Origin of the sequence: Pandoraea sp. NE5 (genome assembly GCF_024363545.1) — a bacterium.
GTDB classification, from domain to species: domain Bacteria; phylum Pseudomonadota; class Gammaproteobacteria; order Burkholderiales; family Burkholderiaceae; genus Pandoraea; species Pandoraea cepalis.
On record NZ_AP025517.1, the window covers coordinates 1,934,475 to 1,952,014 of the forward strand.

General features: G+C 60.0%; 28 protein-coding genes. 26 read left to right on the forward strand and 2 right to left on the reverse strand.

Annotated elements, in window-relative coordinates:
• Positions 1-9 precede the first annotated feature (9 nt).
• Positions 10-801, forward strand: a complete 792-nt coding sequence (locus PanNE5_RS08785; protein WP_026131672.1) for an AraC family transcriptional regulator — start codon at positions 10-12, stop codon at positions 799-801.
• On the opposite strand, the gene PanNE5_RS08790 is transcribed toward PanNE5_RS08785, so the two are convergent.
• Entirely contained in the window at positions 749-1,471 is a 723-nt protein-coding gene (locus PanNE5_RS08790) for an HAD family hydrolase (protein WP_150552126.1), read from the reverse strand. The genes PanNE5_RS08785 and PanNE5_RS08790 overlap by 53 nt on opposite strands.
• A 229-nt stretch (positions 1,472-1,700) precedes the next feature.
• Entirely contained in the window at positions 1,701-2,912 is a 1,212-nt protein-coding gene (locus tag PanNE5_RS08795) for a hypothetical protein (protein WP_261939631.1), read from the reverse strand.
• Positions 2,913-3,324: 412 nt separating this feature from the next.
• On the opposite strand from PanNE5_RS08795, the gene rpsL reads away from it, so the two are divergent.
• The 25 genes from rpsL (at position 3,325) to rplO (ending at position 17,534) form a co-directional block, all read left to right on the forward strand.
• A complete protein-coding gene (rpsL, locus tag PanNE5_RS08800; RefSeq protein ID WP_017232358.1) occupies positions 3,325-3,699 on the forward strand; it encodes a 30S ribosomal protein S12 in 375 nt (124 codons plus the stop codon).
• Between the two features lie 126 nt (positions 3,700-3,825).
• A complete protein-coding gene (rpsG, locus tag PanNE5_RS08805) occupies positions 3,826-4,296 on the forward strand; it encodes a 30S ribosomal protein S7 (RefSeq protein WP_017232357.1) in 471 nt (156 codons plus the stop codon).
• Positions 4,297-4,413: 117 nt separating this feature from the next.
• Positions 4,414-6,516 carry an elongation factor G gene (gene fusA / locus PanNE5_RS08810; protein WP_130027429.1) on the forward strand — a complete coding sequence of 701 codons (2,103 nt, stop codon included), beginning with the start codon at positions 4,414-4,416 and terminating at the stop codon, positions 6,514-6,516.
• 82 nt (positions 6,517-6,598) lie between these two features.
• Positions 6,599-7,807, forward strand: coding sequence for an elongation factor Tu (tuf, locus tag PanNE5_RS08815; RefSeq protein WP_150563290.1), 1,209 nt, complete (start codon positions 6,599-6,601; stop codon positions 7,805-7,807).
• Between the two features lie 114 nt (positions 7,808-7,921).
• Positions 7,922-8,233 carry a 30S ribosomal protein S10 gene (gene rpsJ / locus PanNE5_RS08820; protein ID WP_017235803.1) on the forward strand — a complete coding sequence of 104 codons (312 nt, stop codon included), beginning with the start codon at positions 7,922-7,924 and terminating at the stop codon, positions 8,231-8,233.
• 205 nt (positions 8,234-8,438) lie between these two features.
• Entirely contained in the window at positions 8,439-9,095 is a 657-nt protein-coding gene (gene rplC / locus PanNE5_RS08825; RefSeq protein WP_026132333.1) for a 50S ribosomal protein L3, read from the forward strand.
• Positions 9,096-9,097: 2 nt separating this feature from the next.
• Positions 9,098-9,718 carry a 50S ribosomal protein L4 gene (gene rplD / locus PanNE5_RS08830; RefSeq protein WP_017235801.1) on the forward strand — a complete coding sequence of 207 codons (621 nt, stop codon included), beginning with the start codon at positions 9,098-9,100 and terminating at the stop codon, positions 9,716-9,718.
• Positions 9,715-10,029 (forward strand): 50S ribosomal protein L23, encoded by a 315-nt coding sequence (rplW, locus tag PanNE5_RS08835; RefSeq protein ID WP_017235800.1) that lies wholly within the window; start codon positions 9,715-9,717, stop codon positions 10,027-10,029. The genes rplD and rplW overlap by 4 nt, the downstream gene beginning before the upstream one ends.
• Before the next feature lie 2 nt (positions 10,030-10,031).
• The gene (gene rplB / locus PanNE5_RS08840; protein ID WP_017235799.1) at positions 10,032-10,859 is read left to right on the forward strand and encodes a 50S ribosomal protein L2; all 828 of its coding nucleotides are present in this window, start codon (positions 10,032-10,034) and stop codon (positions 10,857-10,859) included.
• Positions 10,860-10,872: 13 nt separating this feature from the next.
• Entirely contained in the window at positions 10,873-11,148 is a 276-nt protein-coding gene (gene rpsS, locus PanNE5_RS08845; RefSeq protein ID WP_010804133.1) for a 30S ribosomal protein S19, read from the forward strand.
• A 10-nt stretch (positions 11,149-11,158) separates the two neighbouring features.
• Positions 11,159-11,488, forward strand: a complete 330-nt coding sequence (rplV, locus tag PanNE5_RS08850) for a 50S ribosomal protein L22 (protein WP_017235797.1) — start codon at positions 11,159-11,161, stop codon at positions 11,486-11,488.
• Positions 11,489-11,497: 9 nt separating this feature from the next.
• Positions 11,498-12,304, forward strand: a complete 807-nt coding sequence (gene rpsC, locus PanNE5_RS08855) for a 30S ribosomal protein S3 (protein WP_017235796.1) — start codon at positions 11,498-11,500, stop codon at positions 12,302-12,304.
• A 2-nt stretch (positions 12,305-12,306) separates the two neighbouring features.
• On the forward strand, positions 12,307-12,723 hold the full coding sequence (gene rplP / locus PanNE5_RS08860) for a 50S ribosomal protein L16 (protein ID WP_010804130.1): 417 nt from the start codon (positions 12,307-12,309) through the stop codon (positions 12,721-12,723).
• 14 nt (positions 12,724-12,737) lie between these two features.
• Entirely contained in the window at positions 12,738-12,932 is a 195-nt protein-coding gene (gene rpmC, locus PanNE5_RS08865) for a 50S ribosomal protein L29 (RefSeq protein WP_017235795.1), read from the forward strand.
• Positions 12,929-13,201, forward strand: a complete 273-nt coding sequence (rpsQ, locus tag PanNE5_RS08870; RefSeq protein ID WP_017235794.1) for a 30S ribosomal protein S17 — start codon at positions 12,929-12,931, stop codon at positions 13,199-13,201. Before rpmC ends, rpsQ begins: the two co-directional genes overlap by 4 nt.
• Positions 13,202-13,466: 265 nt before the next feature.
• Positions 13,467-13,835: a 50S ribosomal protein L14 gene (gene rplN / locus PanNE5_RS08875; protein ID WP_010804127.1), complete on the forward strand. Its 369-nt coding sequence runs from the start codon at positions 13,467-13,469 to the stop codon at positions 13,833-13,835.
• Between the two features lie 11 nt (positions 13,836-13,846).
• Positions 13,847-14,155, forward strand: a complete 309-nt coding sequence (rplX, locus tag PanNE5_RS08880) for a 50S ribosomal protein L24 (protein ID WP_017235793.1) — start codon at positions 13,847-13,849, stop codon at positions 14,153-14,155.
• 19 nt (positions 14,156-14,174) lie between these two features.
• Complete coding sequence (gene rplE, locus PanNE5_RS08885; RefSeq protein ID WP_010804125.1) at positions 14,175-14,714, forward strand: 50S ribosomal protein L5; 540 nt, start codon at positions 14,175-14,177, stop codon at positions 14,712-14,714.
• A gap of 7 nt (positions 14,715-14,721) precedes the next feature.
• Positions 14,722-15,027, forward strand: coding sequence for a 30S ribosomal protein S14 (gene rpsN / locus PanNE5_RS08890; RefSeq protein WP_017235792.1), 306 nt, complete (start codon positions 14,722-14,724; stop codon positions 15,025-15,027).
• 13 nt (positions 15,028-15,040) lie between these two features.
• Complete coding sequence (rpsH, locus tag PanNE5_RS08895; protein WP_017235791.1) at positions 15,041-15,436, forward strand: 30S ribosomal protein S8; 396 nt, start codon at positions 15,041-15,043, stop codon at positions 15,434-15,436.
• Positions 15,437-15,451: 15 nt separating this feature from the next.
• A complete protein-coding gene (rplF, locus tag PanNE5_RS08900; RefSeq protein WP_026132332.1) occupies positions 15,452-15,985 on the forward strand; it encodes a 50S ribosomal protein L6 in 534 nt (177 codons plus the stop codon).
• A gap of 11 nt (positions 15,986-15,996) precedes the next feature.
• Positions 15,997-16,362, forward strand: a complete 366-nt coding sequence (rplR, locus tag PanNE5_RS08905) for a 50S ribosomal protein L18 (protein ID WP_010804121.1) — start codon at positions 15,997-15,999, stop codon at positions 16,360-16,362.
• Between the two features lie 13 nt (positions 16,363-16,375).
• A complete protein-coding gene (gene rpsE / locus PanNE5_RS08910; protein ID WP_010804120.1) occupies positions 16,376-16,894 on the forward strand; it encodes a 30S ribosomal protein S5 in 519 nt (172 codons plus the stop codon).
• Between the two features lie 11 nt (positions 16,895-16,905).
• On the forward strand, positions 16,906-17,088 hold the full coding sequence (gene rpmD / locus PanNE5_RS08915; protein ID WP_017235789.1) for a 50S ribosomal protein L30: 183 nt from the start codon (positions 16,906-16,908) through the stop codon (positions 17,086-17,088).
• Positions 17,089-17,099: 11 nt separating this feature from the next.
• Complete coding sequence (gene rplO, locus PanNE5_RS08920) at positions 17,100-17,534, forward strand: 50S ribosomal protein L15 (RefSeq protein WP_017235788.1); 435 nt, start codon at positions 17,100-17,102, stop codon at positions 17,532-17,534.
• Positions 17,535-17,540: the final 6 nt, after the last annotated feature.

The following is a 17,540-nucleotide window of genomic DNA, read 5'->3' on the forward strand; positions in this document are numbered from 1 at the left end:
CTGGTGCCGATGCCGATCACAACTGGGGTACCCCTGGGATTTCAGGGTCAAGACCGCCCCGTGGGCGCGTTGGCGAAAGATTACCCGGATGGCTTCGTCGTGCACCCGCACCGCCACGGGCGCGCGCAACTGATGTACGCGAGTGCCGGCATTCTCGAAGTGCGCACCGAGACGTCGCTCTGGGTCATACCGCCGCAACGCGCGCTGTGGATGCCGGGGGAAGTCACGCATGAAGTGCGCATGCGGGGCCGAGTCGAAATGCGCACGATCTACGTCGACGTGGCGCGATGCGGGATGTCGGCGCCCAGCGCGCCGGTGGTCATCGGCGTGTCCGCGCTGTTGCGCGAGTTGATCCTGCGCGCGATGGCGCTTCCTGCCGATTGGTCGCCCGACGGCAAGGACGCCCTCGTCATGGCGCTGTTGCTCGAGGAAGTGGAATGGAAGAGCGAGTCGCCGCTGCACTTGCAGGTGCCGCGCGACGCCCGTCTGCGCAAGATCTTCGATATCTACCTGAACACGCCTTCGGATCCCCGCAGCCTGCAGGATTGGGCGCTGGATGTCGGCGCATCGAGCCGCACGTTGGAGCGGCGCTTTACGACAGAGTTCGGCTTGCCGTTCCGGGAATGGCGTCAGCACATGCGCCTGCTGGGTGCGCTGCCAATGTTGGGCGCTGGGCGGCCCATCACGCAGGTGGCGCTCGAGGTCGGTTATGACACCCCGAGCGCGTTTTCCACCATGTTCCGCCGCTTCATGGGCGTGACGCCAAGCGAATACCTGATGCGCGTCCGCGGCCCGGCGTGAGCCAGTGCATGGCATCCCACATATCGTCGTAGACGGGCACCCCTTCGGCGCATAGCGGCGAGCGCGAGCGGCGTGAGCCGATCCCAACGAAATCAATGCCGAGACGGCGCGCGACTTTCAGGTCCCACATCCCGTCGCCGATCGAGACGACCGCACGCGGATGTGTAATGCCGTAGCCGGCTTGTGCCCGCTTGATCGCCTCCGCGACGAGTTGTTCGCGTGAACTGTATTCGGAGGAGGTGATGAGCATCGCGTCGGTGTATTCGATAGCGACGGAACGCAGCTTCCGATGGCTGACCTGCCGGATGCCCCCTGTGGCGAACACGACCCCCCAGCGCGATCGGTGTGCCGCGTCGACGAAGGCACGAGCGCCCGGGATTTCGGCCAGACCGTGCGCGTTGAGCAGCGCGGTGAAGCGCTCGTCGATCTCGTGCTCGAAGCGCGCCAGATCGTGCGGCTGCGGCAGCGCGCGTCCGTGCTCCGCGTGGGCATGAATCAGAATGCCGGTGTCGGTGTGATGCGGGTAGCTGCCCCAGTCGGTGTTCAGGTCTTCGAATTCCAGCGACGTCATGGCGCCGAGCAGCGCGCGCTGATGAATTCGCTCCGAATCGGTCAGAGTGCCGTCGACATCGAGCACCAGAATGCTGTCTTTTTCGAAACTCGCCTGCATGGCTGATAGTGGGCTCGCGTCAGGGCAGGAGGACTCGCCGCCTAAACCTCCGAGTGTACGAATTCGCGCCTCCGTGAAAAACGCGCGGGATGACACCCGTTACGCCGGACACGACAGGCGAGGCTGCGAGATTTGATAGGGCGTGCATATCATTCCACGGTGACGGACCGGAGACGTGACTCCCGGCGGTCGTTCCTGGGGGAGGGCGCCGGGCGAAGCATTGTGCCGGTCACCCGAAGCGAGGGCGTCCCAGCGAACGGTAACGCTTGTCCAGACGCTCTAGCATCGCGATGGCTTCTGCGATTTCGGCGACCGAGGGCTGTCGAGCGCGCGGCGAACGGGCGAAGGTCGGGGCGGTGCCAGTCGGCGGTGGCGTCTGCGCTGCGGTGGGTGCTCGTGGCGGGGCGGCCGACGGGCATGTTTGCTGTACGACGTGGCGATGCGATTCCGGTGCGAGACACTCGCGCGTTTCGCTGCGGGCGAAGTCGCGATAGCGTTGATGACCGTCATGGAGCCACTCCGCGAGTGTTCGCACGATGTCGTCGCCCGGCCCTACCGTGCGCATCTGTAAACGAGTGGCCTGAAAGTATTCCGGGACGTCGCCGAAGAGGGCTGGCAGGTGCTGATCGGCGTGGGTGCGCGAATCCTGGCGAATCACCTCAACGGTATTCGGCGTGGCGAGCGAGACGAGGAACGTGTGGACGGCACCCCCGATCGGGAGTCGGATGTAGGCGCCAAGCATGGCGTCGCGCACGTCCGGGGCGCCGGTGACGTGACGAATGGGCGGGTCGGTGAAGGCGGCTGTGACGTGATGGCGTCGGGCTTCCTGCTGGCTGGTCAGCACGCGCAGGAACGTGACCCGCGGCATCTCGAGGTAGACGTCGGCCCGGCGCAGCAGGTGATGCATGCCCGGCGACATTTCGCGAAGGCGCTGGGTGATCCGCCGCTCGATCGCCGCTACGGAGAATTTCCCATGCGACTCCGCAGCGAAGGTTGCGGAAAATGCACGCTCGAGAGCGCTGGCATCGCGTCCGTCGCGCGAGAGCGCATCGCGGATCGTCGCCGGGAGCGACGCTTCGCAGCCCGCCAGCATCAGACGGCTTGCGCTGACGTTGACGTTCAGGCCCGGTGTGAGGTCGAGCAGACAATTTTCGCGGTCGTTACCGCTGCCGACCACGCAAACTGGCCGTACGTCCTTCAACCGCTCGGCGAATACCCGTGCGCGGGTCGCCGGGGGCTGCGACCAGTCGAACGACGTGCCGTTGGCGACAGCGTCCGCATGGCGAGGTGTGGCACGTTGGGCGCTGGCTGAGACTGGCGCCGACGTAATTTGTCTGAGGTCGGTCGTCATGCTATGGGTGTACGCGACAAGGTCCGGATACGGCATTGCGTTCGACACTGCCAGCGCAGTCGTGAGCCATTCTCCAATCGCAAAATACATCGCGGTCACTCCAGTTGATGTCACAGGACGCTTCCCGTGGTGGCCCGGAGTATTCCTGTTGCAACGATTTCGGTTGTCGCGTCGGAACGCCAACGTTTGCGGTTTGGCACCCGCGAGGACATTCGCTCAACCCATACCGCCGCGTGACGACCCAAGGCGGCGCTCGGCAACGCGTTAACAATCAACGACTTACGGGGTGAATTTGCGTGCAAGTGCATTGACACTTGCGCTGACCAGAGGTATAGTCGCAGGCTCCGGTTTTTCCGGCGGTATGCGCGTGTCCAATGCAAAATGCTTATGCATCAAGCGTTTAGGTGCGGGCAATCCGCAAGAATAGCCGGGTGAATGCGCAGTAAATCTGCATGACGGCCCGCCTTGGTTTTCATGCTTTTGACACATTTAGGAAATCACAATGCCAACGATTAACCAATTGGTCCGCAAGCCGCGCACCTCTGCTCAAATCAAGAGCAAGAGCCCGGCCCTGCAGGACTGCCCGCAGCGTCGCGGCGTGTGCACCCGTGTGTACACGACGACGCCGAAGAAGCCGAACTCCGCACTGCGTAAGGTTGCCAAGGTGCGCCTGACCAACGGTTTCGAAGTCATTTCGTACATTGGCGGTGAAGGCCACAACCTGCAGGAACACTCGGTCGTGCTGATTCGCGGCGGTCGTGTGAAGGACTTGCCGGGTGTGCGTTACCACATGGTGCGCGGTAGCCTCGACACGCAAGGCGTCAAGGACCGTAAGCAGTCCCGTTCGAAGTACGGCGCGAAGCGTCCGAAGGCCTAAGCGGCTCAGCGGACATACGTTCGGTGATGGTGGTACATCGTCACTGAGTAAGTGGTCACTCGGCCAGGAAGTGGCTAGTAGGTGACTTGGAGCGAAGCTCCAACTGAATTTATTAAGGAAGAAATCATGCCGCGTCGTCGCGAAGTCCCCAAGCGCGAAGTGTTGCCCGATCCGAAGTTCGGCAACGTTGATGTCGCTAAATTCATGAACGTGCTCATGCTTGCCGGCAAGAAGTCGGTTGCAGAGCGCATCGTTTATGGTGCTTTCGAGCAGATCCAAACCAAGGCGGGCAAGGATCCGCTGGAAATCTTCAACACGGCGCTCGGTAACGTGAAGCCGGTGGTTGAAGTCAAGAGCCGCCGCGTTGGCGGTGCAAACTATCAGGTTCCGGTCGAAGTGCGTCCGTCGCGTCGTATGGCATTGGCGATGCGTTGGTTGCGTGAGGCCGCGAAAAAGCGTAGCGAGAAGTCGATGGCCCTGCGTCTGGCAGGTGAGCTGATCGAAGCCTCGGAAGGCCGTGGCGGCGCCATGAAGAAGCGTGACGAAGTTCACCGCATGGCCGAAGCCAACAAGGCATTCTCGCACTTCCGCTTCTGACGCTGGCAAGCAGTACCTAGAGCAGAAACCGGGGCGGGTGCGCATGAGAAATTGCGCCTCGCCCGTTTGTGTTAGTAGCCCCCTCAAAAATGGCGGCTACATTGAAAGAGGCTTAAAGTGGCTCGTACAACCCCTATCGAGCGCTACCGCAACATCGGTATTAGCGCTCACATCGACGCAGGCAAGACCACGACGACCGAGCGCATTTTGTTCTACACCGGTGTGAACCACAAAATCGGTGAAGTGCACGATGGCGCCGCGACGATGGACTGGATGGAGCAGGAACAAGAGCGTGGCATCACGATTACGTCGGCTGCCACGACCTGCTTCTGGTCCGGCATGGCGAACAATTACCAGAAGCACCGCATCAACATCATCGACACCCCGGGTCACGTCGACTTCACGATTGAAGTCGAGCGCTCGATGCGTGTTCTCGATGGCGCGTGCATGGTCTACTGTGCCGTGGGTGGCGTGCAGCCCCAGTCGGAAACCGTTTGGCGTCAGGCCAACAAGTACGGCGTGCCGCGTCTGGCGTTCGTCAACAAGATGGACCGTACCGGCGCGAACTTCTTCAAGGTCTACGACCAGTTGAAGACTCGCCTGAAGGCCAACCCGGTGCCGGTGGTGGTGCCGATCGGCGCGGAAGAAAGCTTCACGGGCGTGGTCGACCTCATCAAGATGAAGGCGATCATTTGGGACGAAGCGTCGCAAGGCATGAAGTTCGACTACGTCGAAATTCCGGCCGAACTGCTGGCGGAAGCCCAGAAGTGGCGCGAAGGCATGGTCGAGGCCGCTGCCGAGTCGAGCGAAGAGATGATGAACAAGTACCTGGAAGAGGGTGACCTCTCCGAGGCTGACATCATCGAAGGTCTTCGTCTGCGTACCATCGCCTGCGAAATCCAGCCGATGCTGTGCGGCACTGCGTTCAAGAACAAGGGTGTGCAGCGTATGCTGGACGCCGTGATCGACTTCCTGCCGTCGCCGGTCGACATTCCGCCGGTCAAGGGTACGGACGAGAAGGAGCAGCCGATCGAACGTCGCGCTGCGGACGACGAGAAGTTCTCGTCGCTGGCCTTCAAGATCATGACGGACCCGTTCGTCGGCCAGCTGATCTTCTTCCGCGTCTATTCGGGCGTGGTGAACAAGGGCGACACGCTGCTGAACTCGGTCAAGGGCAAGAAGGAACGCCTCGGCCGTATCGTGCAGATGCACGCGAACCAGCGCGAAGAAATCGACGAAGTGCGCGCAGGCGACATCGCCGCAGCCGTCGGTTTGAAGGATGCGACCACGGGTGACACGCTGTGCGACCCGACCGCCCCGATCGTGCTCGAGCGCATGGTGTTCCCGGAGCCGGTGATTTCGCAGGCTGTCGAGCCGAAGACCAAGGTCGACCAGGAAAAGATGGGCCTCGCCCTGAACCGCCTGGCGCAGGAAGACCCGTCGTTCCGCGTGCAGACCGATGAAGAATCGGGTCAGACCATCATTTCGGGCATGGGCGAGCTCCACCTCGAAATTCTGGTTGACCGCATGAAGCGCGAATTCGGCGTGGAAGCCAACATCGGCGCGCCGCAGGTTGCCTACCGCGAAACCATTCGCAAGTCGGCCGCGGACGTTGAAGGCAAGTTCGTCAAGCAGTCGGGCGGTCGCGGCCAGTTCGGTCACGCTGTCATCACGCTGGAGCCGAACGAGCAAGGCAAGGGCTACGAATTCTTCGACGAGATCAAGGGTGGTGTCATTCCTCGCGAATACATCCCGGCGGTCGACAAGGGGATTCAGGACACGCTCAAGAGCGGTGTTCTGGCCGGCTTCCCGGTGGTGGACGTCAAGGTTCGCCTGACGTTCGGTTCGTACCACGATGTGGACTCGAACGAAAACGCGTTCCGCATGGCCGGTTCGATGGCTTTCAAGGAAGCCATGCGCCGCGCCAGCCCGGTCATTCTCGAGCCGATGATGGCCGTGGAAGTGGAAACGCCGGAAGACTACATGGGTAACGTGATGGGCGACTTGTCGTCGCGTCGCGGCATTATCCAGGGCATGGACGACATGGTCGGCGGCGGCAAGATCGTGCGCGCCGAAGTTCCGCTGTCGGAAATGTTCGGCTATTCGACGTCGCTGCGTTCGGCCACGCAAGGCCGCGCCACGTACACGATGGAGTTCAAGCACTACGCTGAAGCTCCGAAGAACGTGAGCGAAGCCATCATCAGCAACAAGAACAAGTAATTGAATTGTCGGGCGTCTGCACCACGAGGTGCAGCGCCCGGCGCACTGTTTAATCGTCTATTCAGTATCTGAGGATTCGGAAATGGCAAAGGAAAAGTTTCAGCGGACCAAGCCGCACGTCAACGTCGGCACCATCGGTCACGTCGACCACGGCAAGACGACCCTGACGGCCGCTATCGCAACGGTGCTTTCGTCGAAGTTCGGCGGTGAAGCCAAGAACTACGCGGACATCGACGCGGCACCGGAAGAAAAGGCACGCGGTATTACCATCAACACCGCACACATCGAGTACGAAACGGCTAACCGCCACTACGCACACGTTGACTGCCCGGGCCACGCCGACTACGTCAAGAACATGATTACCGGTGCTGCCCAGATGGACGGCGCCATTCTGGTTTGCTCGGCTGCCGACGGCCCGATGCCGCAAACGCGCGAGCACATCCTGCTGGCTCGTCAGGTTGGCGTGCCGTACATCATCGTGTTCCTGAACAAGTGCGACATGGTCGACGACGCCGAGCTGCTCGAGCTGGTCGAAATGGAAGTGCGCGAGCTTCTGTCGAAGTACGACTTCCCGGGCGACGATGTGCCGATCATTCACGGTTCGGCCAAGCTGGCGCTGGAAGGCGACAAGGGTGCCCTGGGCGAAGAAGCCATCATGAAGCTGGCTGAAGCCCTTGACACGTACATCCCGACGCCGGAACGCGCTGTGGATGGCACGTTCCTGATGCCGGTGGAAGACGTGTTCTCGATCTCGGGTCGCGGTACCGTGGTGACCGGTCGTATCGAGCGCGGCATCATCAAGGTCGGCGAAGAAATCGAAATCGTCGGTATCGCCATGGACGGCGACAAGCCGAAGATCGACAAGACGACCTGCACGGGCGTCGAAATGTTCCGCAAGCTGCTCGACCAAGGTCAGGCAGGCGATAACGTCGGTATTCTGCTGCGCGGCACGAAGCGTGAAGACGTCCAGCGTGGTCAGGTTCTGGCCAAGCCGGGTTCGATCAAGCCGCACCGCAAGTTCTCGGGCGAGGTCTACATCCTGTCGAAGGACGAAGGTGGTCGTCACACCCCGTTCTTCAACAACTACCGTCCGCAGTTCTACTTCCGTACGACGGACGTGACGGGCTCGATCTCCCTGCCGGAAGGCAAGGAAATGGTGATGCCGGGCGACAACGTGTCGATCAAGGTTGACCTGATCCAGCCGATCGCCATGGAAGAAGGTCTGCGTTTTGCAATTCGCGAAGGTGGCCGTACTGTCGGCGCCGGCGTGGTTGCGAAGATCGAAGACTAATGACGGATTGACGGATGACGGGGGCCCTGGCGCTCCCGTCACCGAAGCTGTGTTTGCTCTTTGTGATTTACCCGGCACCCGAACGAGGGCTGCCATGCTCTTTGGAGAATTGACATGCCGAACCAAAAAATCCGCATCCGCCTGAAGGCTTTCGATTACCGCCTGATCGACCAGTCGGCCGCCGAGATCGTTGAAACCGCCAAGCGCACCGGCGCGATCGTCAAGGGCCCGGTGCCCCTGCCGACGCGCATCGAGCGTTTCGACATCCTGCGTTCGCCGCACGTCAACAAGACCTCGCGCGACCAGCTCGAAATCCGCACGCACCAGCGCCTGATGGACATCGTCGATCCGACGGACAAGACCGTTGATGCACTGATGAAGCTGGACCTGCCGGCTGGCGTCGACGTCGAGATCAAGCTGCAGTAAGGCTTGAGCGCGACTTTGCGCTGGAAAGCCCCGCCAATACTGACTCGGCGGGGCTTTTGTTATGCGAATTAGCAACACTTGTCAAGCGATAAAAGCTCGTCTATAATGGCGGGCTCAAGTGTAGTTTTTAAAAGATGGCCCACGTCCGTGGACCATCCTTTTATCATTTAGCCCCGGCCAATCGCAGTCGGGAATGGAGAAAATCATGAGCCTTGGCCTTGTCGGTCGCAAGGTTGGCATGACGCGTATTTTCACGGACGACGGCGATTCGATTCCCGTCACCGTGCTCGACGTGTCTAACAACCGTGTGACGCAAATCAAGACGGATGAAACGGACGGCTACACGGCCGTTCAAGTCACTTTCGGTAACCGTCGCGCCACGCGCGTGACCAAAGCCGCCGCCGGCCACTACGCGAAAGCGGGTGTCGAAGCCGGTGAAATCCTCAAGGAATTCCGCGTCGAAGCTGCCAAAGCTGCTGAACTGCAGCCGGGCGCAGCCGTTGGCGTCGATCTCTTCCAAGTGGGCCAGAAGGTCGACGTGCAAGGCGTGTCGATCGGTAAGGGCTACGCCGGTACCATCAAGCGCTACAACTTCGCTTCGGGCCGCGCTTCGCACGGTAACTCGCGTTCGCACAACGTGCCGGGTTCGATCGGTATGGCGCAGGATCCGGGCCGTGTGTTCCCGGGTAAGCGCATGACGGGTCATCTGGGCGATGTCACCACGACGGTGCAGAATCTCGAAATCGCGCGCATTGACGCTGAACGTGGCCTGATCTTCGTGAAGGGTGCCGTTCCGGGCGCCAACGAAGGCAAGGTTTTCGTGACCACGGCTGTCAAGGCCAAACTCGCGAAGGGAGCGTAACAATGGAACTGAAGCTCCTGAATGAGCAAGGTCAGGAAGGCGCAGCGGTCAACGCGTCGGACGTCGTGTTCGGCCGTGACTACAACGAAGCGCTGATCCATCAGGTTGTGGTGGCTTACCAAGCCAACGCCCGCAGCGGCAATCGTGCGCAGAAAGACCGTGAACAGGTCAAGCACACGACCAAGAAGCCGTGGCGTCAGAAGGGTACGGGTCGTGCTCGTGCCGGTATGTCGTCGAGCCCGTTGTGGCGCGGCGGTGGCCGTATCTTCCCGAATTCGCCGGAAGAGAACTTCACCCACAAGGTCAACAAGAAGATGTACCGCGCGGGTGTGTGCTCGATTCTGTCGCAGCTCGCCCGTGAAGGTCGTCTGTCGGTGGTCGAGGACATCAAGCTGGATGCGCCGAAGACCAAACTGCTCGCTGAAAAGATCAAGGCCATGGGTCTTGAGTCGGTGCTGCTGATCACGGATAGCGTGGACGAGAACCTGTTCCTGGCCTCGCGCAATCTGGCTCACGTTGCCGTCACCGAGCCGCGTTTCGCCGACCCGCTGTCGCTCATCTACTTCAAGACGGTGCTGGTGACGAAGGGCGCGATCGCCAAGATTGAGGAGATGCTGTCATGAGCGACGTGCGTAAAAATGACCATCGTCTGTACCAGGTCCTGCTCTCGCCGGTGATCTCCGAAAAGGCGACGCTGGTGGCTGACAAGAACGAACAAGTGGTGTTCCAAGTCGCACGCGACGCGAACAAGCAAGAAGTGAAGGCTGCGGTTGAGCTTCTCTTCAAGGTGGAAGTCGAGTCGGTGCAGATTCTGAACCGCAAGGGCAAGCAAAAGCGCTTTGGCCGCTTCATGGGTCGTCGCGACCATGAAAAGAAGGCCTACGTGAGCCTGAAGCCGGGTCAGGAAATCAATTTTGAAGCGGAGGCCAAGTAATCATGGCACTCGTCAAAACGAAACCGACGTCGCCGGGCCGCCGTTCGCTGGTCAAGGTCGTCAACAAGGATCTGCACAAGGGCAAGCCGTTCGCCCCGCTGCTCGATACCAAGAGCAAGACCGCTGGCCGTAACAACAACGGTCACATCACCACCCGTCATATGGGTGGCGGTCACAAGCAACACTACCGTATCGTCGATTTCCGTCGCAACAAGGACGGCATCACGGCGAAGGTTGAGCGTCTGGAATACGATCCGAACCGCAGCGCGAACATTGCTCTGCTGTGCTACGCCGACGGCGAGCGTCGTTACATCCTTGCACCGAAGGGCATGACCGTCGGCCAGCAAGTGGTGAGCGGCTCGGAAGCCCCGATCAAATCGGGTAACACCCTGCCGATCCGTAACATCCCGGTCGGTACGACGATTCACGGCATCGAACTTCTGCCGGGCAAGGGTGCGCAAATCGCCCGTGCCGCCGGCACGTCGGCCATGCTGCTGGCTCGCGAAGGCACGTACGCTCAAGTGCGTCTGCGTTCGGGTGAAGTGCGTCGCGTGCACATCGAGTGCCGCGCGACCATCGGTGAAGTCGGTAACGAAGAGCATAGCCTGCGCCAATTGGGCAAGGCCGGTGCAAAGCGTTGGCGCGGTATTCGCCCGACCGTTCGCGGTGTGGCGATGAACCCGGTGGATCACCCGCACGGTGGTGGTGAAGGTCGTACGGCGGCGGGTCGTCATCCGGTCAGCCCGTGGGGTCAGCATACCAAGGGTAAGCGTACCCGTTCGACCAAGCGCACCGACAGCATGATCGTTCAGCGTCGCAAGAAGCGTTAATTGGAGCTAGCAAATGACTCGTTCTGTTAAAAAAGGTCCGTTTTGCGACGCTCACCTGCTGAAAAAAGTGGAAGCGGCGGCTGCATCGCGTGACAAAAAGCCGATCAAGACCTGGTCGCGTCGTTCGACCGTCCTGCCCGATTTCATCGGCCTGACGATCGCTGTGCATAACGGCCGTCAACACGTGCCGGTGTACGTGACGGAAAACATGGTCGGCCACAAGCTGGGTGAGTTCGCTCTCACCCGTACCTTCAAGGGCCATGCGGCCGACAAGAAGGCGAAGAAATAAGGGGCCGACCATGGAAGTTAAAGCAATTCATCGCGATGCTCGTATCTCAGCGCAAAAAACGCGTCTGGTCGCTGACCAGATCCGTGGACTGCCGCTGGAGCGTGCACTCAATGTCCTGACCTTCTCGCCGAAGAAGGCCGCGGTCATCATCAAGAAGGTGCTCGAGTCGGCTATCGCCAACGCCGAGCACAATGAAGGTGCTGACATCGACGAACTGCGCGTCAAGGGCATTTTCGTCGACAAGGCGACCTCGCTCAAGCGTTTCACCGCGCGTGCTAAGGGCCGTGGTAACCGCATCGAGAAGCAAACCTGTCACATCACTGTGACGCTGGGCAACTAAGGGGTCACGATGGGACAGAAAATTCATCCGACTGGCTTCCGTCTGGCGGTCAGTCGTAACTGGGCTTCGCGTTGGTACGCCAACAACCAGAACTTCGCGCAGATGTTGAAGGAAGACATCGGCGTTCGCGAATACCTGAAGAAGAAGCTGAAGAACGCTTCGGTCGGCCGCGTCATCATCGAGCGTCCGGCACGTAATGCTCGCATTACGATTTTCAGCTCGCGTCCGGGTGTTGTGATCGGCAAGAAGGGCGAGGACATCGAAATCCTCAAGGCCGAGCTGCAAAAGCGCATGGGCGTGCCCGTGCACGTGAACATCGAGGAAATCCGCAAGCCGGAAACCGATGCGCAGCTCATCGCCGATTCGATCGCTCAGCAGCTCGAGCGCCGTATCATGTTCCGTCGCGCCATGAAGCGTGCGATGCAGAACGCGATGCGTCTGGGTGCCCAAGGCATCAAGATCATGAGCGCGGGCCGTTTGAACGGTATCGAAATCGCCCGTACCGAGTGGTATCGCGAAGGCCGTGTGCCCCTGCACACGCTGCGTGCCGACATCGACTACGCAACTTCGGAAGCGAAGACGACGTACGGCATCATCGGTATCAAGGTGTGGGTGTACAAGGGTGACACGCTGGGCCGCAACGACGCTCCGGTGGCTGAAGAGCCGGCCGAAGACAAGCGTCCGCGCCGCAACGCGCGTCCGGGCGGCGACCGTCGCCCCCGTCGTGACGATGCTGGCGATAAGGCCGGCGCGAAGCGCGGTGGTGCACGACGCCCGGCTGGCAAGCCTGAAGGCGACGCCAAGACTGGAGAATAATCATGCTGCAACCGAAACGCAGAAAGTATCGCAAAGAGCAGAAGGGCCGTAACACTGGCGTTGCCACGCGTGGTAACGAAGTGTCGTTCGGCGAATTCGGTCTGAAGGCGGTCGGTCGTGGACGTCTGACGGCTCGTCAAATCGAAGCCGCGCGTCGTGCCATGACTCGCCACATCAAGCGCGGTGGTCGTATCTGGATCCGTATCTTCCCGGACAAGCCGATCTCGCAAAAGCCGGCAGAAGTGCGTATGGGTAACGGTAAGGGTAACCCGGAGTACTACGTCGCCGAGATTCAACCGGGCAAGATGCTGTACGAAATGGACGGTGTGGATGAAGCGTTGGCGCGCGAGGCGTTCCGCCTGGCTGCTGCCAAGCTGCCGATTCAGACGACGTTCTTCGTACGTCGCCTTGGCGCCTGAGGGGAGAATTTGAAATGAAAGCATCCGAACTTCGTGCCAAGGATCTCGACGGCCTGAACAAGGAACTGTCGGATCTGCTGAAGGCCCAATTCGGTCTTCGCATGCAAGCGGGCACCCAACAGCTGAGCAACACCAGCCAGCTGAAGAAGGTGCGCAAGGACATCGCGCGTGTGCGTACCGTGTTGACTGAGAAGGCGAGCCAGAAATGAACGATACCGCTAAGACCGCGCTGAAGCGTACCCTCGTGGGTAAGGTTGTCAGCGACAAGATGGACAAGACGGTTACCGTGCTGGTCGAGCGTCAAATGAAGCACCCGCTCTACGGCAAGTACATCGTGCGCTCGAAGAAGTACCACGCGCACGATGAGACCAACCAGTACAAGGAAGGCGATACGGTCGAGATTCAAGAATCCCGCCCGCTGTCGAAGACCAAGGCCTGGACGGTCTCCCGTCTCGTGGAAGCCGCTCGCATCATCTAAAGCGCGCTGAAGCGAAGGCTTGACTTGCAAGTCCGGAATTATCGATGTATAATTCCGGACTTTCCGCTTCTTTCGCTAAAACCGGTCTTTGGTTTCGCAAGGGAGTGGATGGCTTCCGAAGCCGATTCGTATCCTCTACGAGTCTGGTCGAGGTAGCAAAGTTGTCCACTTTTGAACGACTCAACCCAAACGGCACCCTTTGGTGCTGACGGGGACCAAGACTGACCGATGCGTATGTGTCGGATTAAGTTGGGAAGATAACACCATGATTCAAACTGAAACCCGGCTCGAAGTAGCCGACAACACCGGTGCGCGCGAAGTGATGTGCATCAAGGTGCTGGGCGGCTCCAAGCGTCGCTACGCCGGCATTGGCGACATCATCAAGGTCAGCGTGAAGGATGCTGCCCCGCGTGGTCGTGTCAAGAAGGGCGAAATCTATAACGCAGTGGTCGTGCGCACCGCCAAGGGCGTGCGTCGCCAGGACGGCTCGCTGGTCAAATTCGACGGCAACGCCGCCGTGCTGCTTAACACCAAGCTTGAGCCGATCGGCACCCGTATCTTCGGGCCGGTTACGCGTGAACTGCGTACCGAACGCTTCATGAAGATCGTGTCGCTGGCCCCGGAAGTGCTGTAAGGAGCCGACACATGAACAAGATTCGTAAGGGTGACCAGGTCATCGTGCTGACGGGTAAGGACAAGGCCAAGCGTGGCACGGTCCTGGCCATTGATGGCGACAAGTTGGTCGTCGAGGGCGTGAACGTTGCCAAAAAGCACGTCAAGCCGAACCCGATGAAGGGTACGCAAGGTGGCGTGGTCGACAAGACGATGCCGATCCACGTGTCGAACGTGGCGCTGGTGGATGCCAATGGCAAGCCGTCGCGCGTGGGCATCAAGGTCGAAGACGGCAAGAAGGTCCGCTTCCTCAAGACGACCGGTACGGTCGTCGGTGCCTAAGTCGCAGGGAGTATAGATAATGGCCCGTTTGCAAGAATTCTATAAAGACAAGGTTGTCGCCGAGCTGACAAAGCAGTTCGGTTACAAGTCTGTCATGGAAGTGCCGCGCATCACCAAGATCACCCTGAACATGGGCCTTGGTCAAGCCGTTGCTGACAAGAAGATCATTGAGCACGCCGTTGGCGACCTGACGAAAATCGCCGGCCAAAAGCCGGTGGTGACGAAGGCTCGCAAGGCAATTGCCGGTTTCAAGATCCGCGAAGGTTACCCGATCGGTACGATGGTGACGCTGCGCGGCGAGCGTATGTTCGAATTCCTGGATCGTTTCATCACCGTGGCTCTGCCGCGCGTGCGTGACTTCCGTGGTATTTCGGGTCGTGCGTTCGATGGTCGTGGCAACTACAACATCGGTGTGAAGGAACAGATCATCTTCCCCGAAATCGAGTACGACAAAATCGACGCGCTGCGTGGTCTGAATATCAGCATCACCACGACCGCGAAGACTGACGAAGAAGCGAAGGCTCTTCTGTCGGCGTTCAAATTCCCGTTCCGTAACTGAGGTAATCGTGGCTAAACTGGCACTTATCGAACGCGAAAAGAAACGCGCCCGTCTGGCGCAGAAGTTTTCTGCCAAGCGCGCCGCCCTCAAAGCGACCATCGAAGACACCAGCAAGTCGGAAGACGAGCGTTATGAAGCACGTCTGGCGCTGCAACAGCTGCCGCGTAACGCCAATCCGACGCGTCAACGCAATCGTTGCGACCTGACTGGCCGTCCGCGCGGTACCTTCCGCAAATTCGGCCTGGCCCGTAACAAGATCCGTGAAATCGCCTTCCGTGGCGAAATCCCGGGCGTGACCAAAGCAAGCTGGTAATAGGAGAAGCACCATGAGCATGAGCGATCCTATCGCCGATATGCTGACTCGCATCCGCAACGCTCAGATGGTTGAGAAAGCATCGGTGAAGATGCCCTCTTCCAAGCTGAAGGTCTCGATCGCCAAAGTCCTGAAGGACGAAGGCTACATCGAAGACTTCGCGGTTGAAGCAGAAGAAACGAAGGCAGTGTTGAACATCGCACTGAAGTACTACGCTGGCCGTCCGGTGATCGAGCGCCTCGAGCGCGTGTCCCGCCCCGGTCTTCGTGTGTACAAGAGCCGCAACGACATCCCGCAGGTCATGAATGGCCTCGGCGTTGCAATCGTCTCGACCCCGAAGGGCGTGATGACTGATCGCAAGGCACGCGCCACCGGCGTGGGCGGCGAAGTCATCTGCTACGTCGCCTAACCGAGGAGCGTTGAAATGTCTCGAGTAGGTAAGAGTCCCATTGCATTGCCGAAGGGCGTAGAAGCAACGCTGGCAGGCAATGTGCTGACGATCAAGGGTGCCCTGGGTTCGCTGACCCGCGGTGTGAATGCCCTCGTGAACGTCAAGATCGAAGACGGCACCATCACCTTCGCCCCGGCCGACGAAAGCCGCGAAGCGAATGCGCTGTATGGCACCGAACGTGCACTGGTCAACAATATGGTGACCGGTGTGAGCAAGGGTTTCGAAAAGAAACTGCAACTCGTTGGCGTGGGTTACCGCGCCAAGGCTGAAGGTGCAAACCTGAAGCTCGAGCTGGGTTTCTCGCACGATGTCGTGCATGCCATGCCGGAAGGCGTGAAGGCCGAGACCCCGACGCAGACGGAGATCATCATCAAAGGCGTTGATAAGCAACGCATCGGACAAGTGGCTGCGGAAGTTCGCGGTTACCGTCCGCCCGAACCCTACAAGGGCAAGGGCGTCCGCTATGCGGACGAGGTGGTGATCCTCAAGGAAACCAAGAAGAAGTAAGGGTGCGAAACATGGACAAGAAACAATCTCGTGTGCGCCGTGCTCGCCAGACTCGTATCAAGCTGGCAGCTCAAAAGGTGCATCGCCTTTCCGTGCATCGCACCAACGTGCACATCTACGCGCAAGTTTTTTCGGAAGACGGCACGCAAGTGCTGGCCAGCGCTTCGACGCTGGAAGCCGAAGTGCGCAAGGAACTGGGCGACAAGGAAGGCAAGGGTGGCAACGCTGCGGCCGCTGCACTGATCGGCCGTCGTATCGCCGAGAAGGCGAAGGCTGCCGGCATCGAAAGCGTGGCTTTCGACCGCTCGGGCTTCCGCTATCACGGTCGCGTCAAGGCTCTGGCCGACGCTGCCCGTGAAGCCGGCCTCAAGTTCTAAGTAAGGATCCGTCATGGCAAAGATGCAAGCGAAAGTTCAGGCTGACGAACGCGACGACGGCCTTCGCGAGAAGATGATCGCGGTCAACCGTGTCACGAAGGTTGTGAAGGGTGGCCGTATTCTCGGTTTTGCCGCGTTGACCGTGGTTGGTGACGGCGATGGCCGCATCGGCATGGGCAAGGGCAAGGCGAAGGAAGTGCCGGTTGCCGTTCAAAAGGCAATGGAACAAGCCCGCCGCAATATGTTCAAGGTGCCCCTGAAGAACGGCACCCTGCAACACAACGTTCTCGGCCAGCATGGCGCCTCGCGCGTCCTGATGTCGCCGGCGAAGGACGGTACCGGTGTTATCGCCGGTGGCCCGATGCGCGCGGTGTTCGAGGTGATGGGCGTGACCAACGTGGTGACGAAGAGCCTTGGCTCGACGAACCCGTACAACCTGGTCCGCGCCACGCTCGACGGCCTGAAGAAACAATCGACTCCTGCTGACATCGCCGCCAAGCGTGGCAAGTCGGTGGAAGAGATCCTCGGCTAAGGGTGATCAATATGTCGCAGCAAACTGTGAAAGTTAAGCTGGTCAAGAGCCTGATCGGTACGCGTGAAGAACATCGCGCGACCGTGAGGGGCCTGGGCCTGCGTCGAATCAATTCGGTCAGCGAGTTGCAGGATACGCCCGCTGTGCGGGGCATGATCAACAAGGTCTCGTACCTTGTGGCGATCGTCGACTGAGCGAGGGCAAAATGGAATTGAATTCGATTAAGCCGGCAGAAGGCGCCAAGCACGCCAAGCGCCGCGTTGGCCGTGGCATCGGTTCGGGTCTGGGTAAAACCGCCGGCCGTGGTCACAAGGGTCAAAAGTCGCGTTCGGGCGGCTTCCACAAGGTTGGCTTCGAAGGCGGTCAAATGCCGCTGCAACGTCGCCTGCCGAAGCGTGGTTTCAAGTCGCTGACGCGTCGTTTCGTGGGCGAAGTTCGCCTGTCGGACCTGAACAACCTGCCGGTCGACGAGATCGATCTGCTGGTTCTGAAGCAGGCCGGCCTGGTGAGCGAGCTGTCGCTGTCGGCCAAGGTCATCGCCTCGGGCGAGATCACCCGCAAGGTCGTTGTGAAGGGTCTGGGCGTCACCAAAGGTGCGCTCACGGCAATTCAAGCGGCTGGCGGTTCGGTTGCAGAGTAAGTTAGG

Excerpts from the sequence above, each read along its gene's own strand:
- rpmD (WP_017235789.1), top strand. The coding sequence starts at position 16,906 with ATGTCGCAGCAAACTGTGAAAGTTAAGCTGGTCAAGAGCCTGATCGGT.
- rplC (WP_026132333.1), top strand. The coding sequence starts at position 8,439 with ATGAGCCTTGGCCTTGTCGGTCGCAAGGTTGGCATGACGCGTATTTTC.
- rpsG (WP_017232357.1), top strand. The coding sequence starts at position 3,826 with ATGCCGCGTCGTCGCGAAGTCCCCAAGCGCGAAGTGTTGCCCGATCCG.
- rplD (WP_017235801.1), top strand. The coding sequence starts at position 9,098 with ATGGAACTGAAGCTCCTGAATGAGCAAGGTCAGGAAGGCGCAGCGGTC.
- rpsL (WP_017232358.1), top strand. The coding sequence starts at position 3,325 with ATGCCAACGATTAACCAATTGGTCCGCAAGCCGCGCACCTCTGCTCAA.
- rpsS (WP_010804133.1), top strand. The coding sequence starts at position 10,873 with ATGACTCGTTCTGTTAAAAAAGGTCCGTTTTGCGACGCTCACCTGCTG.
- rplR (WP_010804121.1), top strand. The coding sequence starts at position 15,997 with ATGGACAAGAAACAATCTCGTGTGCGCCGTGCTCGCCAGACTCGTATC.
- rpsH (WP_017235791.1), top strand. The coding sequence starts at position 15,041 with ATGAGCATGAGCGATCCTATCGCCGATATGCTGACTCGCATCCGCAAC.
- rplV (WP_017235797.1), top strand. The coding sequence starts at position 11,159 with ATGGAAGTTAAAGCAATTCATCGCGATGCTCGTATCTCAGCGCAAAAA.
- rplX (WP_017235793.1), top strand. The coding sequence starts at position 13,847 with ATGAACAAGATTCGTAAGGGTGACCAGGTCATCGTGCTGACGGGTAAG.
- rplN (WP_010804127.1), top strand. The coding sequence starts at position 13,467 with ATGATTCAAACTGAAACCCGGCTCGAAGTAGCCGACAACACCGGTGCG.
- rpsQ (WP_017235794.1), top strand. The coding sequence starts at position 12,929 with ATGAACGATACCGCTAAGACCGCGCTGAAGCGTACCCTCGTGGGTAAG.
- rplW (WP_017235800.1), top strand. The coding sequence starts at position 9,715 with ATGAGCGACGTGCGTAAAAATGACCATCGTCTGTACCAGGTCCTGCTC.
- PanNE5_RS08790 (WP_150552126.1), bottom strand. The coding sequence starts at position 1,471 with ATGCAGGCGAGTTTCGAAAAAGACAGCATTCTGGTGCTCGATGTCGAC.
- rplE (WP_010804125.1), top strand. The coding sequence starts at position 14,175 with ATGGCCCGTTTGCAAGAATTCTATAAAGACAAGGTTGTCGCCGAGCTG.
- rpsE (WP_010804120.1), top strand. The coding sequence starts at position 16,376 with ATGGCAAAGATGCAAGCGAAAGTTCAGGCTGACGAACGCGACGACGGC.
- rplO (WP_017235788.1), top strand. The coding sequence starts at position 17,100 with ATGGAATTGAATTCGATTAAGCCGGCAGAAGGCGCCAAGCACGCCAAG.
- PanNE5_RS08795 (WP_261939631.1), bottom strand. The coding sequence starts at position 2,912 with ATGTATTTTGCGATTGGAGAATGGCTCACGACTGCGCTGGCAGTGTCG.
- rpsJ (WP_017235803.1), top strand. The coding sequence starts at position 7,922 with ATGCCGAACCAAAAAATCCGCATCCGCCTGAAGGCTTTCGATTACCGC.
- rplF (WP_026132332.1), top strand. The coding sequence starts at position 15,452 with ATGTCTCGAGTAGGTAAGAGTCCCATTGCATTGCCGAAGGGCGTAGAA.
- PanNE5_RS08785 (WP_026131672.1), top strand. The coding sequence starts at position 10 with ATGCCGATCACAACTGGGGTACCCCTGGGATTTCAGGGTCAAGACCGC.
- rplB (WP_017235799.1), top strand. The coding sequence starts at position 10,032 with ATGGCACTCGTCAAAACGAAACCGACGTCGCCGGGCCGCCGTTCGCTG.
- rpsC (WP_017235796.1), top strand. The coding sequence starts at position 11,498 with ATGGGACAGAAAATTCATCCGACTGGCTTCCGTCTGGCGGTCAGTCGT.
- rplP (WP_010804130.1), top strand. The coding sequence starts at position 12,307 with ATGCTGCAACCGAAACGCAGAAAGTATCGCAAAGAGCAGAAGGGCCGT.
- tuf (WP_150563290.1), top strand. The coding sequence starts at position 6,599 with ATGGCAAAGGAAAAGTTTCAGCGGACCAAGCCGCACGTCAACGTCGGC.
- rpmC (WP_017235795.1), top strand. The coding sequence starts at position 12,738 with ATGAAAGCATCCGAACTTCGTGCCAAGGATCTCGACGGCCTGAACAAG.